The organism is Nocardia sp. NPDC004260 (genome assembly GCF_053603155.1).
In genome coordinates, this window is sequence record NZ_JBSGEZ010000068.1 from 25,300 (window position 1) to 38,838 (window position 13,539).

The window sequence follows — 13,539 nt, forward strand, 5'->3', positions numbered from 1 at the left end:
GCGTCACAGCACCCGCACGACGACGGAGTTGCTGTCCATGCGTGACCACTTCACCGTCGAACCCGTGTAGGGCGCCTCGATGACCATGCCGTTGCCCGCGGCCAGCTGCACGTGCTCCGGACCTCGCGTGCTGAAGGAAGAGCCGGGAAACACCAGGTCACCCGGACGCACATCCTCGGGGTGCACCCGGACCCCGCTGTAGATCTGCTCGTAGGTGGTGCGGGGCAGCACGACTTCGCCGTTGCTCGCCTGGGCGATGGCGTATTGCGTGAGACCCGAGCAGTCGAATCCACCGCCGCTCGGACCGCCCGCGCCGCCACCGCCCCACACGTAAGGGGTGCCGAGCCAGCTGCTGGCGGCCAGCACCGCGTTGCCGCCTCTGGTTCCGTCCGAGCGGACGGTGCTCCTGCGGCGCAGCCGGGAGGAGGAACTGGACCTCGGGCGCGTCCGGCGCCGCCTGCGCGGCGCAGGACCGTGCCTGGTCTGCCGGGTCGCCGGCGTGGCGGGCGGCATGATCTGCGCCGCCTGCTGCCGTGCGGCGGCGACATCGGCGTCGACCTGCTTGGTGGCATTCGAGATGGTGGTCTGTGCGGCGTCCAGCAGCGCGGGCCCGCTGAAGCGAGTGTCGGCCACCGAAGCGATCGCCTGTATCCGGCTCTGGAAATCCGCGATGTGGTTGTTCAGGCGGCCGCGGCCGTTGACCGTTCCGTCACCGGACTCGCCCACGGCCTTGCCGACGATGCTGTCCTTGCTCGCATGGGATTCCGCGATCGACATCTGCATGCCGTGCGCCTCGCCGTACCGTTGCGCCACCGCTCCGGACTGGGGACGCAGATCGGTTGCGAGAGCTTGGGTCGTGGTCGCCGCCTGGCCGGCGGGCTGGCCGTCGCCGTACAGCGCGAGCAGCGATCGGAGCACTCCGTCCAGGTCGTTCGTCAGTGCCGGTGCCATTCGACCGACTCGCCATCGCTCATCACCGACCGCCTCTCACACTCTCCAGCTATTGTGTCGCCCGAACCGAATCGGTCGTATTCCCATTCGTGGGTGGGTAATCGAACTATGCGCCACTTCCCATAATCGGGAAGCCGAGACAATGAGTGTGACTTCTGGAAGGCGGTGGCGACGGTATGGCGACAACGGCGGCGGAGACCAAAGCCAAAAAAGCATCGGCGCTGGCGTCCACCCCTCTGGCCAGTCTGGCCTCCGAGGTCAAACATTTCTGGTTGGTCGACCTGTATTGCCCGCCCGGGGCCTCGGAAGGGCTACGGGCCTACATCGCGATGGCGGACACCGCCATTCAGACCGCCGTAGACCTGCTCGGACGCGGCATGACCACTCCCCCGCCGGAAGTCGCCGACCTGCTCGAGCCCGCCATCTACAAAGCGCTCGGCAAAGGCGAGGCGGACGACGAGTACCGCAAGACGATCAACAAGGTCGAGGCCAGGCAACTGCAATTGCTGCAGATGGACGACAAGGTGGTCAAGACCTCTGTCACCGTGGCCGCCGAACAAGTGCAGGCGCTGCGGTCCATCAAAACCATCGTGGCCGACCTCAATACCAAGCTGAAGGCCGCGGGCACCGCCAAACTGAAGCCTGCCCAAGAGCTGCCGTTGCTCAAGGCGGTCGCCGCCGCCGTTGAGGCGGTGTACGACAAGGTCACCGCGATCGCCGACCTCAACGAGAATATGGCCAACGGCAGCGGCAACGGCAACTCGAAAGGCGGCGGCCAGAACAGCGGGGGCGGCACGGCCGGTGGTACCGGCGGCGGCGGTGGCGGCGGTGACGGTGGCCTCTCCTCGCTGCTGCCGATGCTCGCAATGCTGCCGATGGCAGCTATGCCGCTGGTCTCCCAGATACCTGAGATGTTGCACAAGGCCGAAGAGGACAAGGCGAAGAAGGCCGAGGAGAACCAGAACAAGGGCGCGCCGGGTAAGCCGGGGCAGGCGCCGCAGCCCGGCAATCAAGGCCAGCCCGCGGCCGCGCCGCCGCAGGGCGATCCGAATGCCCAACCGGCCGCCGCGCAGCCGGAAACCGCACAGCCCGGCGGCATCACCGCGGCGCCTGCTGCCAATACCGCGCCGCCCGCCGAGCAGGATGGAGCTCCGGCCGCTACCCCGTCACCCAGCGTGATCCCGGCTCGGCGGACCAGGGACAGGTCCGCGACCGCCCGGACGGGCAGCGAGACCGCCCAGGACGCGGAGGCCGAGGGCGAACCGACTCCCGAAGAAAGTTCCGTCATCGAGGCGTAGCCGCGTCGAGCCGCCTTTCGGAGGGCGCTCGAACGTATCGAGTCCGTCGGCGGGTTCGGCATTCGCCGGTTCCAGCTGCCGCGTTCGCGGCGTGCATTGATCACCCAGTTGGCTTTCCTGGGGCCCACACAGCGCCTCGGGCTGGTCCACGGACCACTGAGCGCAGTGCGGCGGTCGTACACCGGGAGTAGCGGGATTCCGGTTCCGGACGGCTACTGGCAGTGCCGCAATTGCGTACGAGAGCGCACATCGTGTGCACGGTCACCGATGCCGATTCGGCAGCGCGGATGGAGCGGTGATCCGCACGGGCGTCACCGCGTTGCTATCCGGCTGCCGGTATGGCCGGACTCCACGGGAGGACCCTCAGCGACAGACATACCGACGTCCGGCTCGCGGCGCGGTGGGACCGCACCCACCACGCCGCGCCCGGACCGATGAATCGACCTACGCTCGTGGAGCTTTCACGACTGCTCCGGAGGCGCCACCGGCGGCGGGGTCGAAGGCGCGGCCACGACGGTTGGCGGCGGCCCTCCCGCGACCGCCGGTGCGGTGACCGAAGGAACCACTGCGGGCGGGGCGACACGCTCGGGCTGCACGGCGGTGGAGACCGGCGCCGGTGTCGAGACGAACTGTGGATGCAGCGTGACCTGTTCGTGGGCGTAGACGGCATCGCGCAGGGTCTGCCTGCTCGTCTCGTTCGCCAGCAGCAGCACCAATTCGTTGCAGCGCCGCTCGAAAACCATGCTGCGCAGAGGGGATGCCCCGGCGTCCAGCCGAAGCTGCCCGATCTCCACCCGGCCCACGTCGACCCGCTGTCCCAGCATCGAGGCCGCCAGCAGATCGTCGGCATCCCGCAGTTCGTCCCACAGCTCGCGCGGCACCGGCCTCCCGGCTTGCAGCTCGGTGAGAATTCGCTCCCGAACCCGGCGCGAAGTCGCGGCTTCCACGGGCGCCGGTCCGGAGCGTCCGACCTGCCCGTGGGCGTCGACGGCCAGTTCCACGCATCGCGAGCGCACCTGCGCGTCGGGTACCGACGAGACTTGTTCCAGGCCGGCGATCGAACCGGCGAGGCCGAGCCGGTCGGCCGTATCCGGGGTGAACTCGCGCAAGTCGACGTCATAGGACGGAGCGACGAGCCCCTCCATCGCCGCTTCACCGAAGCGGTTGCGCAACCCCGGATCGATCGGACCGGAGGACACGAGGGCAGACAGACCGGCGTTCGCCTTCGCACCCCAGGCCAATCCGAATTCCGCCAGGACCCGGGCCGGATCGGTGACTCCTTCCCAGGGCGATCCGGCGCCGTCGTCGGCGGCGAGCAACTCGTCCCAGTTCCACGGCGTGGAAACCTCACGCGGCAGGAACAATCCGGCGGGCAACCACCCACGCCCTTCGTTCGACGTGATGAAGACACCCGTTCCACCGGGACCTCGCATCACCGAGACGGCCCAGGCCATGCCCACCGGGGAATCCACCGCGGCGAGCACGCTGCCGAGTAGCGTCCTGGCCAGCACGAGATCATCGTTCACCTGGCTGCCCACCACGTACGCGGGCTCGGCCTCCTTGTCCTTCGCCGAGGCGACGGCGGTCGCGAACGGGCTCGCCACCGGCACCGGCATGGGCGGCAGGTCCGACCGTCCCGTCGCGCCGGTGGGCGGTTGCGTAGCGCCTCGATCGTCCGGGGCTCCGTTGAGCGGGCCGACCCCGGCAGGCGGCATGCCCGCGGTCGAGGGCGCGGTCACACCGGTGCTGGACGGTGCGCCCGGTGTCGTCGTTCCCGTCGCGTTCGGCGTGCCGGTGCCATTGGCGGCCGCCGCATCCGTCGGGGCGCCCGCCGCGCCGGGCACGCCCGTGGCGGCCGGGGAAGCCTCATTGGGTTTGCCTTGTGAAGTGCCGAGCGGGTCGGTCTGGGTGCCGTCGGGAGCTGCCGAATCGCGACCGGCGGAACTGGGACCGGCGGTCGTCGGGTCGTCACCGGGCGATGAGCCGGGTATGGACATGGACGGCGCCGTGGGACGATCCGCACCGAACGGCGCGTGCGAGCTTCCCGGCACCGGGGAAGGCTGATCGGTGAGGCCGGCCACCTTCCGGATGTGCTGGGCGAACTCGTCGTCGGATTGCTCGTAGGCGTCCGCGGACGCACGCAGCGATGCGGCGGTGCGATCGTGTTCGCTGGCCAGCGCCTCGCCCGCACGCTGCCGTGCGTCGTAGTATCGCTCCAGCGCTTCATACACCGGGTAGGCGATCTTGCCGTAGGTGGGCAGGAAGTTCGCCAGCCAATCCGCTGGCGGCTTGGCCCATTCCCTGGTATCCGCGGCCACCCGATTGTGTTGGTCGGCCAGCTGACGCAAAACCGCAGGGTCGATTTCCATGCTGTTCGGCATGCTCGATCAGATCCTTTCCCACCACACGTCCCCTTATTGTCGATTCTTCCCACGAGTGGGGAGTGCGCAGCGGTCGCTCGATCCGGCACTTGCGCACTGGCGTTGAGTGGCAACGCTTTTCGACGATCGACGGTATCCAGCTACTGATCAGCGGCCTGGCCCCGCGGTAATAGTCGGACGGCGAGGCGGAGCCGCGGCGGGCGCTGGAGCCGGTGCGACGAAGGCCGGATGACCCATGATCTGCGTGTGCGCGTACATCGCGTCGCGCAGAACCTGTCGTGTCGCCGCCTCCGCCAGCAGCAGCACGAGTTCGTCGCAACGCCGTTCGAAGACCATGGCCCGCAGGCCGCTCATCTCCGACGCGTATCGGCCGCCGGCTTGGTCGGCGCGCAACTCACCCAACGCGACCCGCGAGACATCGGCGCGCCGCGACAACATCGTCGCCGTGAGCAGATCGTCGGCATCCCGGAGCTCCTCCCACCACTCCTGCGGCACTTCGCGGCGCTGCCGCAGCGCGCCGAGGATCCGCTCGCGTGCCGCGGGCGCTCCCAGCGCGGCCGGGGAGCCCAGACCGGCGCCGTGGACCCGAACGTGCGCGTCGGAGGCCAACTCCCAGCAGCGCAGCCCGATCTCCGACTCCGGCGTGGCCGCGGCGCGCTGCACCAGCGCCGGGGCCGCGACGAGTTCGAGGCGGTCGACCAGACTGGGCCGCGGCGCGCTGAAGTCCATCGCCGACGAGGCGGCCACTTCCCCTTCGATCGGCACCTCACCCAACTGCCGTCGCAGTTCGGCGTCGACTTCTTCGGAGGAGACGACGGCGGTCAGCCGCGCACCGGACTTGCGCCCCCAGGCGATCCCGAACTCTGCCAGCACGCGCGCGGGATCCGCGACGCCCTCCCACGCACTCTCGGCCACCTCCCACACCCACGGCGTGGACACCTCACGTGGCAGGTACAGCCCGGCGGGTATCCAGCCGCGTCCCTCGTTCGAGGTGACGAACGCGGTGATCCCGCTCTGGTGGCGCATCACCGAAACCGCCCACCCGAGTCCGAGGACCGCCTCGCCGCCCGCGGCCAAGACCCCCGCGAGCAGTGTGCGGGCCAGCACCAGATCTCCGTCCACTCGCGCGCCGAGGACGAACGCGGGGGCCGCCGCCGAGGTCATGGCAGCGCCGACGACATTGCGCATCGAATCGTCGCTGTCGTCCGCCTCGTCCTTGCCCGCGTCCGCGCGCTGCGAGGTCCGCTCGGGCGGCTGTGTCTTCCCCACAGCGCCCGCACCGGGGGGCGGTCCCGCGCTCACCGCCGTGACCTTGGGCGCGGCGGCCGGTCCGCGCGATTCGCCGGGTGGGGCCGTGGTCTGCTTCGCCTGCACTTGCGGCGGACCCGAGCCGGCCTGTGCCGCTGGAGCGGAGACCGCCGGTCCGGACGTACCGCTGGAGACGGCCGGTGCCGGTGCCGGTGCTGCCAGGGAACCCGGCGTCACCACGGGTGGCGGAAGGACCAATGGCGGTGCCACCGACGCCGCCGGGCCGCCCGCGGACACAGCGACGTCGCCGGTCTGGTCGGGTGCGGCGGCGTCGTGCGTTTCTGCCGCCGAACCGGTGGTGGAGCGGTCGTGCGTCGCGGACTCGGCGTCGTCGACCGAGACATCCGAACCCCTTCCGTGCGGATCCCGCGCGTCCGAATCCGGCGCACCGTGGTCGCCGCCGCCCGTCGGCACTTCCTGATCCGAAGTCATGGGCTCGGTGTCCGTGAGCTGTCCGCGCGGTGGGCCGCCCGCGGCAGTCGGGGTGGGTCCGCCGTCGGATGCCCCGCCGGGCGTATGACCGGCGGGGACGGCCGTCGTTCCGCCAGGCGGGTACTGGCCGGGCACCGGGTCCGTGACCGGAGATTCGGTCGAAGTGTCCTGGGTGGTGCGAGCATTCGGCTGCCTGCCGACCTCGTCTCCGGGCGCCGATGGGTCGACGGTATCGACGACCGGCCGCTCGCCCGCGTTCTCCGGGAACACCACAACGGGTTTATCGTCCTTCGGCCGATCGGTCCGAGGGGATCCGTTGTGCCGTGGATCGCCGGAGTGGTCGGTCGCGGGCCGGTGCTGTCCCCGGTCGCCTGCACCGTGTTCTCCGCCGCTGTGGTCGTGCGCGTTGCGATGCCCCGGGTCCCAGGGGCCCGGCTGCCCCAGCGCGTCGGCGATCAAGCCCAAACTGGGCAGCCCCTGGGGGCTGATCGAGCTGAGCGCCGCCCGGACGACATCCTCGACGTCTTCGCGTGCGGCGGCGATCATTCCGGGAATCCGGCTACGGATGGCCTGGGCGTCGGATTCGTCGTCCTCCGCCGCGGCCGCCCGCTTGGTCGCGTTGACCCTCGCCGTAGCCTCCTCGACGATGTCGAGGATCTTGTTGCGGGTCCGGTACACCAGGTCGGAGAAGTCCCGGAAGGTGTCCGCCGCGGCCTCCAGCGCGTCGGCGAACGCCTGCGGGTTCCTCCGCTGGCGCACCATATCGTCCTTGACCGGTTGCAGCCCGGCACTGGAACGGACCCGTTCGTCGAAGTCGCGTCGTCTGCGGTCGGCGTCGAGCAGGTCCAACGCCCCCGCCCCGTCCCGCGCGAGACGTTCCAGCGCACTCCAGTCCCCCGGCGAGATCGCCGGCCAGTTGTCGCCGACGATGGCGTCCCAGTATGGACTGTCGCGCTCCGGTTCCATCAGCGCTCAGACGAACTCGGTACGGCTGCGCACCACAGCTGCGCCCGCGCGATCGGCGTCGCCGTGGGTGTACGACACTTGGGCGGTGACCGCTGTCGTCGCGTCCACCCGGCGGCCGTTGGCCCGCACCGCACGCTCGAACGTCGTCTTGATCCACTGCGTGTGCGCCACCAGTCGCCGATCGATCTCCGATTCGGGGCGCCGCGGCGCGACGAAATTACCACTGATCTGCTGGACTTGGCCGCCGACCGTGGTGATCGCGGTGTGGAACTTCCGCGCGGCGTCGACGACCTCGTGCGGATCGTCGGTATCGAACTTGTCGGTCATGTCGCTGTCCTGTCTCGCCCTTGCGGCGGTCGGCACTCAGGTGTCGCGTCGGAACTCGGCTTCCTCCATGGCGCGATACGACGCCTCGGTCGGAAGGTCGAACGAATCGATCGTGTAGGAGCGGGTGCCCTTGTGCTCCATCTCCGCCCGCAGCCCGACGCGCGACTTCGCGTGCGCCAGCCGTGCGAGCTTGAGGATCTGGGAGGCCAACCACTCGTCACCGTTCTCGCGGGCGTCATCGGTGATGTACAAGCCGATGATCTCGCCGTCCCGGTCGCATCCGACGCCGACGGTGTGGTCGGGGTTGAACACCTCGTAGGTAATGGTCCGCCAGTCCGGTGCGGCGGCTTCCCGCTCGTCGACTTCATCGACATCGTCGACGTCGTAATCGTCCATGTGGATCGGATGTATGTCGGTCATCGGCTGCTCTCCGAGAATCGTTCACCAGCTTGCGGATTGATCAGGTAATCGGCGTCGTCGGTCATGGATTCCAGGCGCGCGGCCAGCACCGACCAGGCGGCGTCCTCGATGCGCATGACTTGGCGCATCTGCCAGAACCGGGCCCCGAGGTACAACTCGCCGGTGCCGTCCGGGGCCACGTCGAGATGGTCGGGACCTTCGGTGGCCGGGTTCAGCGTCACCGCCGTCACCGGCGGGCGGGTGTCGTCGACGTTCACCAGTGTCGCGCCGCCGCCCGGAATGAAACTCTGCCGCAACCTGGCGCTGCTGCCGATCGCGACGTCGGCGCTGTTTGTGGTGACGGTGACCTCCGGATTCAACAGCAGTTGCAGCACCCACGATCGGGCCGTCTGCTCGGGACGGTCGGCGTTGATCGCGATCGTCAAGGTCGCGGCCAAGTCGATCACCAGGACCGCGTCGGTAGTGGTGACACCGGCGACCACCAGACGGCGGGCGGTTCCCGTCGGATACGGCAGGTCGTCGGCGGCCACGGACACCACGTCCGCGCCGACGCCGCCACCTGTGGCGGGATGCGCGGAGACGGTTCCGGTGGCGACATCGATCGTGTAGGCGACGATTATGTCCGAGATGCCGTCCGCCACCCCGGCGAGCCGGACCAGCCCCTCGTCGTGCAGCCACCGCACCGTATCCGCGACGGTGACCTCCGGTGCGGGTTCGGTCATCAGGCCTGCCCGGAAGCGGTGGTGATCGGCTCGTCTGCGTCGATGGGCTGCTCCATCACGCTCTGGTACTGCCGCGCCGCGTCGGCGGTGCTCTCCCGAATCGCGGCCATGATCTCGGTGACCAGTTCGGGGCAGGTGAGCCGGTCGGCCGTGCCCGGCGCGAGGTAGAGATCGGTCAGCCTGCCCATCGCGTCGACCTCCGGGATGACCGCGCCGCTGGGCGAGGGCCTGCGGGCGCGAATGTTGTCGATCTTCTCCCGCATCTCGGCGATCCGGTGCCGCAGATCCCGGGCGGCGTCCAACGCCGCCTGCACGTCCGGGTGGATGGAACTCACGACGCCACCTCTCTGCGCTCACTCATGCGTTACCTCCGGGTTGGGAAGGGGTTTGATTGCTCGGCGCGGGCGTCGGCGGAGTCACGGTCGGGGCAATGGTAGGCCGTTCCCCGATCACCGCTTCGGTGTGCGGTGTGTCGTCCACGTACATCAAGCGGTCGGGGTGCCACGCCACGACGCGGTTTCGGTCGTTGTTGCCACCCGAGTTGCCCATGCCGGGCGCCATCGGCATGTACGGCATCATCGGCGATCCGCCGCGCGCGGCGGCAGCGGTGGCCGCCGACGACGTACCGAGAGGTTCGATCACCGGTGTGCGCGGCATGCCCGAACCCAGACTGGCCGCGGCGGCCACCGGCAAGGCGCTCGCCGCAACGGTTTCGGCTTCGACATCCGGGATGCCGAGGCCGGGACTGCCGACGGGGCTCCCGCTCGGGCTGCCCGTACCGAGCCCGCTGGGGATGCCGAGGCCGTCGTAACCGTACTCGTCGATGCCGTAGTCGTCGTAGGCGTCCGAGGTATTCGACTGTCCGAGCTGACTCAACGGCGTTCCGGCCGAGGCCATCGCGCTCATCAGGGCGGGCAGCATCTGGGTCAATGCGCTGCTGTCACCGCTGCCGCTTCCCTTCCCCTTGCCGGTGCCTTCGCTGGTGCCCACCTTCGAGCCGACTTCGGTGGAGTAGCCGGTGATCGTCTCCGCCGAACGCGCGTTCTGCTCGTTGAACTTCGCCAGGGCGGCCTGGATGCCGAGCTCGTTCTTGGAGCGCATCGCCGCGATGAGCTCCTTGCGCGCGGCGATGATCTCCTCCGGCGTGGGGTGTTTGGCTTTCGCGGTCCGGAATGCGTCGCTGTAGGTATCGATTCCGTCGGCCAGCAACCCGAGGCCCATGCCGAGCTGGTCCAGCCACCCCCGGCGCTGGCCGAGCTCCGCGGCGGCCGCGGAGCCGACCGGTTCCCAGTTCTGCATCGACTTCGCCGCCGAGGTCACGCCCTCGATCGCCGCGAGATGCGGACCACCGGCGAACTTGCGCAGCGCGTCCGCGAATCCCTTCGCCGCCCCGGGCCCGGGGCCCGAGTGCAACTGTTGAGCGAAAGTCAACGGGTCGACAGCTCCGCCCGCGGCGGGGAACCGCAGGCCCGGCGGGCGCCGTTGGCCGATCTCCTGCACTTCGCCCACCGGATTGGCGACCAGTTCACCGCCGCTGCCGTTGATCCTCCGAGCGCCGGCGTCGTCGGCCGCGGTGTAATCGGCGGCGGCCGCGCCGATGTTGTACGCGGTCCGCTGGATATCGGTGAGGACACCCGCCATTCCGTTGAACAACGAGGCGGCCTGCGCGTTGAGTTGCGGCACCGCCGCGGCGGAAATCGGGTCAGCCCCCGCGGGTACGACCCATCCCCCGGGCATCGCCGCACCGGTATCCCGCGCCATCGCGGCGAGTTTCGACGCCGCAGCGACAAGTTCCTGCGGATCCACCTTCAGCGCCATCGCGACCTCCTCTCCTCATCTCCCGCACTGCTCGCGCGATCAGCCCGCGGGTGCCGCGACAACCGGCATTGCCGCGGCCGCGGACTGATCGGCCGAGCCCGGCATACCCGAGGGCGCGCCCCCGTCCGCCGGCGCGGTCACTTCGATGCCGTTCGGATGCGCGAAGCCCTCGAAAGTGTTCGTATCCGAGGCGATCTCGGGCATCTTCGGGTCGAAGGGCTTCAGCTCGCCCTTGACGATGACCTCCAATGTGCCACCTTGGTCGGCAGGGAACACAACGAGAACCGCGGTCGAGTTGGTCCATGTGGCGACGTCGCCGGTCATCAGCTCGAAGTCACCCACACGTTTGCCGATCTGCTTCTTGTCCGACCACTTCGCCGACGTCTTCTCGTATGCCTTCTGCGCGGAGGTGTCCGCGTGGTTGCCGAATGCCGCGTCGAGGACCTGGGCGACCATAGTGGACACCTTCTGCGTACGTCCGTCGGGGAAGGTGTAGGTCACGCTGCCGTCCGTATCCGGAGTCCGTCCGGGCGCGACCGCGGGCTGGGTGGATGTCGTGCCGGTGGGTGCCCCGCTGTGCTGCGTCGCCGGGGCCGTCGTGGACGGCTGCGCGACCGCGGGCTGGGCCGTGACCGGCGGTGCGACCGGCGGCGGAGCCACCGCATCGAGCTGGTCGTCGTAGCGGCTCGGATCCAGTTCCCTGCGACGACCGTTCAGGTCCTGGTCGGCCATGTTCCTCATCATCGCCTGCTGCATCATCATCGGCAGCATGGAGCCCATCAGGTCCATGCCGGAGCCCATCGGCGACGTGATGGGGGTCTGCGGCACGCTCGGCGTGGTGGGTGTCGTCCCGATCGGCGTGGTCCAGTTGGGGTCGAGACCGCCGGGTGTCTGAGGGTTCAGCCCGGAATTGTCCACACCAGGGGTGTCCAAGCCGGGATCGTTCAAACCGCGCGGCGTCAGACCGGAGTTGTTCGGGTCGTCTAGCCCGTCGAGGCCATCCAAACCCGGAGGCAGGCTATTGTCCGTGGACGGAGGAGGCATAACGCCCGGCGGCCACTGCCCCGTATCGATGGGCGGAGGGTTCAACGCTGGATTCTTCTGCGCCGCCTCCAAATCCTTTATGTGCTTTTCCAGATCTTTGATCTTTGCGGTGCCGTCGTCGATATTTTTCGCGACACCGCCCTGCCCATTGACGACCTTCTCGAGTTCGGTGTTCGCTTCGTTGCAAGCAGCGGTGATCCAGGTCCAGTGGTAGTCGTCGATCTTTATACCGTCGACGGGCGGAACGGGCGCCACCGGCACGACTTTTTCATCGATCACGGTATTGATCGCTTTTTGCCCCACATCGGACCATTGGGCGGAGTCTGCCGCCCACTTCTTCACAAGCGCGTCGAGCCTGCCATTGACTTCGGTGTACGCTTGCTTCAGTTTCACCGCTACATTCGCGTAGTTCTCGAAACTTCCGATAGAACCATGCGGGGCCACCTGCGGCACCTCCGGCGCACTCGGAGGATCCGGCCGATCATCTTTGCCGCAAGTGGCATAACTATCTTTGAAAAACTTCCAGAAGTCTTTGAAGCGATGCTCGGTAAACGGCGAGTGGACCCACGCAGGATTGTAATTACCGGACTTGATCTTCTCCCGATCCGGCATCAGCATATCGTTCGGCTTGTTGTCCACAGAGCTACTCCTCAGACAAAACTGAACGCTGTGGAGTCATTGAGAACCTTGGTCGGAAGTGTTTGCTCGTATACCTTCGCCGGCTTACCCGAATGGACGAGGTCGTATCCTCTACTGGCCAGCAGGTTGCCGGCGCCAGCGGCCGCCGCACCCGCAGCCAATCTGGGCATGCCCGCTCTCGCGAACGCCAATCGATCCGCCAATCCACCGAAACCTCGCTGCGTCATGAGCTGCCCGGCATCTCGGAGACTCACACCCAACGCCCTGAGTCCGCCGCCAGCCAGACCCCTTGTCGCGCCACCGACGACGCCGCCGGGAATCGCACTGAAAGCGGCACCGATCAGTCCGGCCTGCAAACCTTCCTCGAAGGAGCCTCTCTCGATACCCGTCCAAACGCCACTGACGGCACCGCCGAGTATCGCGGAGCCGACGGGACCACCGAACGCGAACCCCACGCCGCTCGCTACGCCCGCAGCGACATCTTTCCATTCGAAACCGAACATACCCATGCGATTTCACCTATTCGACGCGCAGCGAGTTTCCCATCGAGCCCGGCCGGGGACTGTCGTCGCAGGTAGAAGCAATGAGACGACCGTGATCTGCGGCTGTACATCATCGACCATGCTCGGGGTCCCTCTCGACATCTTCATTGTCGAGGATTCCCACTCGTGGGAACTAAGATCTCGGCCGGGACAGCCAGGATAGTAGCCGCAGGACGTACACTGACGTGCACGAATCGCCGGAGATACCAAGGGCTTTGCAGCCACCGGCGACGAATGGAGGAGATAGTCGCAGATGAACTTCCGCCTGCTGCTCCGACCTGCCGCGGCCCTGCGTAGCCCGCTTGGGGCCGGGGGGGGACAATGACCACCGCTGAGGTTTGGCCCGAAGAGAAGGCCGAGGCGCCTCCGGCACCCGTGACGCCATGGTCGGGTCGGCCAGGCAGTCCACGCACGCGTCAGGGGTCGACCGCACCTGCACCGCCGGCGACTCCGCCGCCCGGGCTTGCTCAGGCGAATACCCCTGGCGAGCCCCGCCAGTCGAGTGGCGCTGCTCAACCGGGTCACTCCGGACCGCTGAGTCAGACTGGATTGTCTGGGGCGCCGAATGTTTCGGGTATGCCGTCTCAGTCGGGTTCGTCGGGTCAGCCGGTTGAGGGTGGTCCGGGTGGTGTGGTGGCTCCGCGGGTGGAGTCGGCGCCGCCGGGTGGGGGTGTGGGTCGGGAGTCTGAGC

The 13,539-nt window shown here is 68.4% G+C and carries 11 protein-coding genes; 1 reads left to right on the plus strand and 10 read right to left on the minus strand.

The window, feature by feature from the left end; translation table 11 throughout:
• Nucleotides 1–3: 3 nt before the first annotated feature.
• Nucleotides 4–951 carry a C40 family peptidase gene (locus ACWEO7_RS30200; RefSeq protein ID WP_452428225.1) on the minus strand — a complete coding sequence of 316 codons (948 nt, stop codon included), beginning with the start codon at nt 949–951 and terminating at the stop codon, nt 4–6.
• A gap of 176 nt (nt 952–1,127) precedes the next feature.
• Between ACWEO7_RS30200 and ACWEO7_RS30205 the strand changes: the two genes are divergently transcribed.
• On the plus strand, nt 1,128–2,249 hold the full coding sequence (locus ACWEO7_RS30205) for a hypothetical protein (RefSeq protein WP_452428226.1): 1,122 nt from the start codon (nt 1,128–1,130) through the stop codon (nt 2,247–2,249).
• A gap of 461 nt (nt 2,250–2,710) precedes the next feature.
• Here the strand turns inward: ACWEO7_RS30205 and ACWEO7_RS30210 are convergent, their stop codons facing one another.
• The 9 genes from ACWEO7_RS30210 to ACWEO7_RS30250 form a co-directional block, all read right to left on the minus strand.
• Nucleotides 2,711–4,630 (minus strand): type VII secretion target, encoded by a 1,920-nt coding sequence (locus ACWEO7_RS30210; RefSeq protein WP_452428228.1) that lies wholly within the window; start codon nt 4,628–4,630, stop codon nt 2,711–2,713.
• 147 nt (nt 4,631–4,777) lie between these two features.
• Nucleotides 4,778–7,336 carry a hypothetical protein gene (locus ACWEO7_RS30215; RefSeq protein ID WP_452428230.1) on the minus strand — a complete coding sequence of 853 codons (2,559 nt, stop codon included), beginning with the start codon at nt 7,334–7,336 and terminating at the stop codon, nt 4,778–4,780.
• Between the two features lie 6 nt (nt 7,337–7,342).
• Nucleotides 7,343–7,663, minus strand: a complete 321-nt coding sequence (locus tag ACWEO7_RS30220; protein ID WP_452428232.1) for a hypothetical protein — start codon at nt 7,661–7,663, stop codon at nt 7,343–7,345.
• A gap of 36 nt (nt 7,664–7,699) precedes the next feature.
• Nucleotides 7,700–8,083 carry a hypothetical protein gene (locus tag ACWEO7_RS30225; RefSeq protein ID WP_452428234.1) on the minus strand — a complete coding sequence of 128 codons (384 nt, stop codon included), beginning with the start codon at nt 8,081–8,083 and terminating at the stop codon, nt 7,700–7,702.
• The gene (locus ACWEO7_RS30230) at nt 8,080–8,805 is read right to left on the minus strand and encodes a hypothetical protein (RefSeq protein ID WP_452428236.1); all 726 of its coding nucleotides are present in this window, start codon (nt 8,803–8,805) and stop codon (nt 8,080–8,082) included. The genes ACWEO7_RS30225 and ACWEO7_RS30230 overlap by 4 nt, the downstream gene beginning before the upstream one ends.
• Entirely contained in the window at nt 8,805–9,140 is a 336-nt protein-coding gene (locus ACWEO7_RS30235; protein ID WP_452428238.1) for a YbaB/EbfC family nucleoid-associated protein, read from the minus strand. Before ACWEO7_RS30235 ends, ACWEO7_RS30230 begins: the two co-directional genes overlap by 1 nt.
• A gap of 22 nt (nt 9,141–9,162) precedes the next feature.
• On the minus strand, nt 9,163–10,623 hold the full coding sequence (locus tag ACWEO7_RS30240; protein WP_452428240.1) for a PPE domain-containing protein: 1,461 nt from the start codon (nt 10,621–10,623) through the stop codon (nt 9,163–9,165).
• Between the two features lie 39 nt (nt 10,624–10,662).
• Nucleotides 10,663–12,306 (minus strand): hypothetical protein, encoded by a 1,644-nt coding sequence (locus tag ACWEO7_RS30245; protein WP_452428241.1) that lies wholly within the window; start codon nt 12,304–12,306, stop codon nt 10,663–10,665.
• Between the two features lie 11 nt (nt 12,307–12,317).
• A complete protein-coding gene (locus tag ACWEO7_RS30250) occupies nt 12,318–12,815 on the minus strand; it encodes a hypothetical protein (RefSeq protein ID WP_452428243.1) in 498 nt (165 codons plus the stop codon).
• Nucleotides 12,816–13,539: the final 724 nt, after the last annotated feature.

Bases quoted from the DNA above. Each gene is read 5' to 3' on its own strand.
- ACWEO7_RS30200 (WP_452428225.1), bottom strand. From the start codon at position 951: ATGGCACCGGCACTGACGAACGACCTGGACGGAGTGCTCCGATCGCTG.
- ACWEO7_RS30205 (WP_452428226.1), top strand. From the start codon at position 1,128: ATGGCGACAACGGCGGCGGAGACCAAAGCCAAAAAAGCATCGGCGCTG.
- ACWEO7_RS30210 (WP_452428228.1), bottom strand. From the start codon at position 4,630: ATGCCGAACAGCATGGAAATCGACCCTGCGGTTTTGCGTCAGCTGGCC.
- ACWEO7_RS30215 (WP_452428230.1), bottom strand. From the start codon at position 7,336: ATGGAACCGGAGCGCGACAGTCCATACTGGGACGCCATCGTCGGCGAC.
- ACWEO7_RS30220 (WP_452428232.1), bottom strand. From the start codon at position 7,663: ATGACCGACAAGTTCGATACCGACGATCCGCACGAGGTCGTCGACGCC.
- ACWEO7_RS30225 (WP_452428234.1), bottom strand. From the start codon at position 8,083: ATGACCGACATACATCCGATCCACATGGACGATTACGACGTCGACGAT.
- ACWEO7_RS30230 (WP_452428236.1), bottom strand. From the start codon at position 8,805: ATGACCGAACCCGCACCGGAGGTCACCGTCGCGGATACGGTGCGGTGG.
- ACWEO7_RS30240 (WP_452428240.1), bottom strand. From the start codon at position 10,623: ATGGCGCTGAAGGTGGATCCGCAGGAACTTGTCGCTGCGGCGTCGAAA.
- ACWEO7_RS30250 (WP_452428243.1), bottom strand. From the start codon at position 12,815: ATGGGTATGTTCGGTTTCGAATGGAAAGATGTCGCTGCGGGCGTAGCG.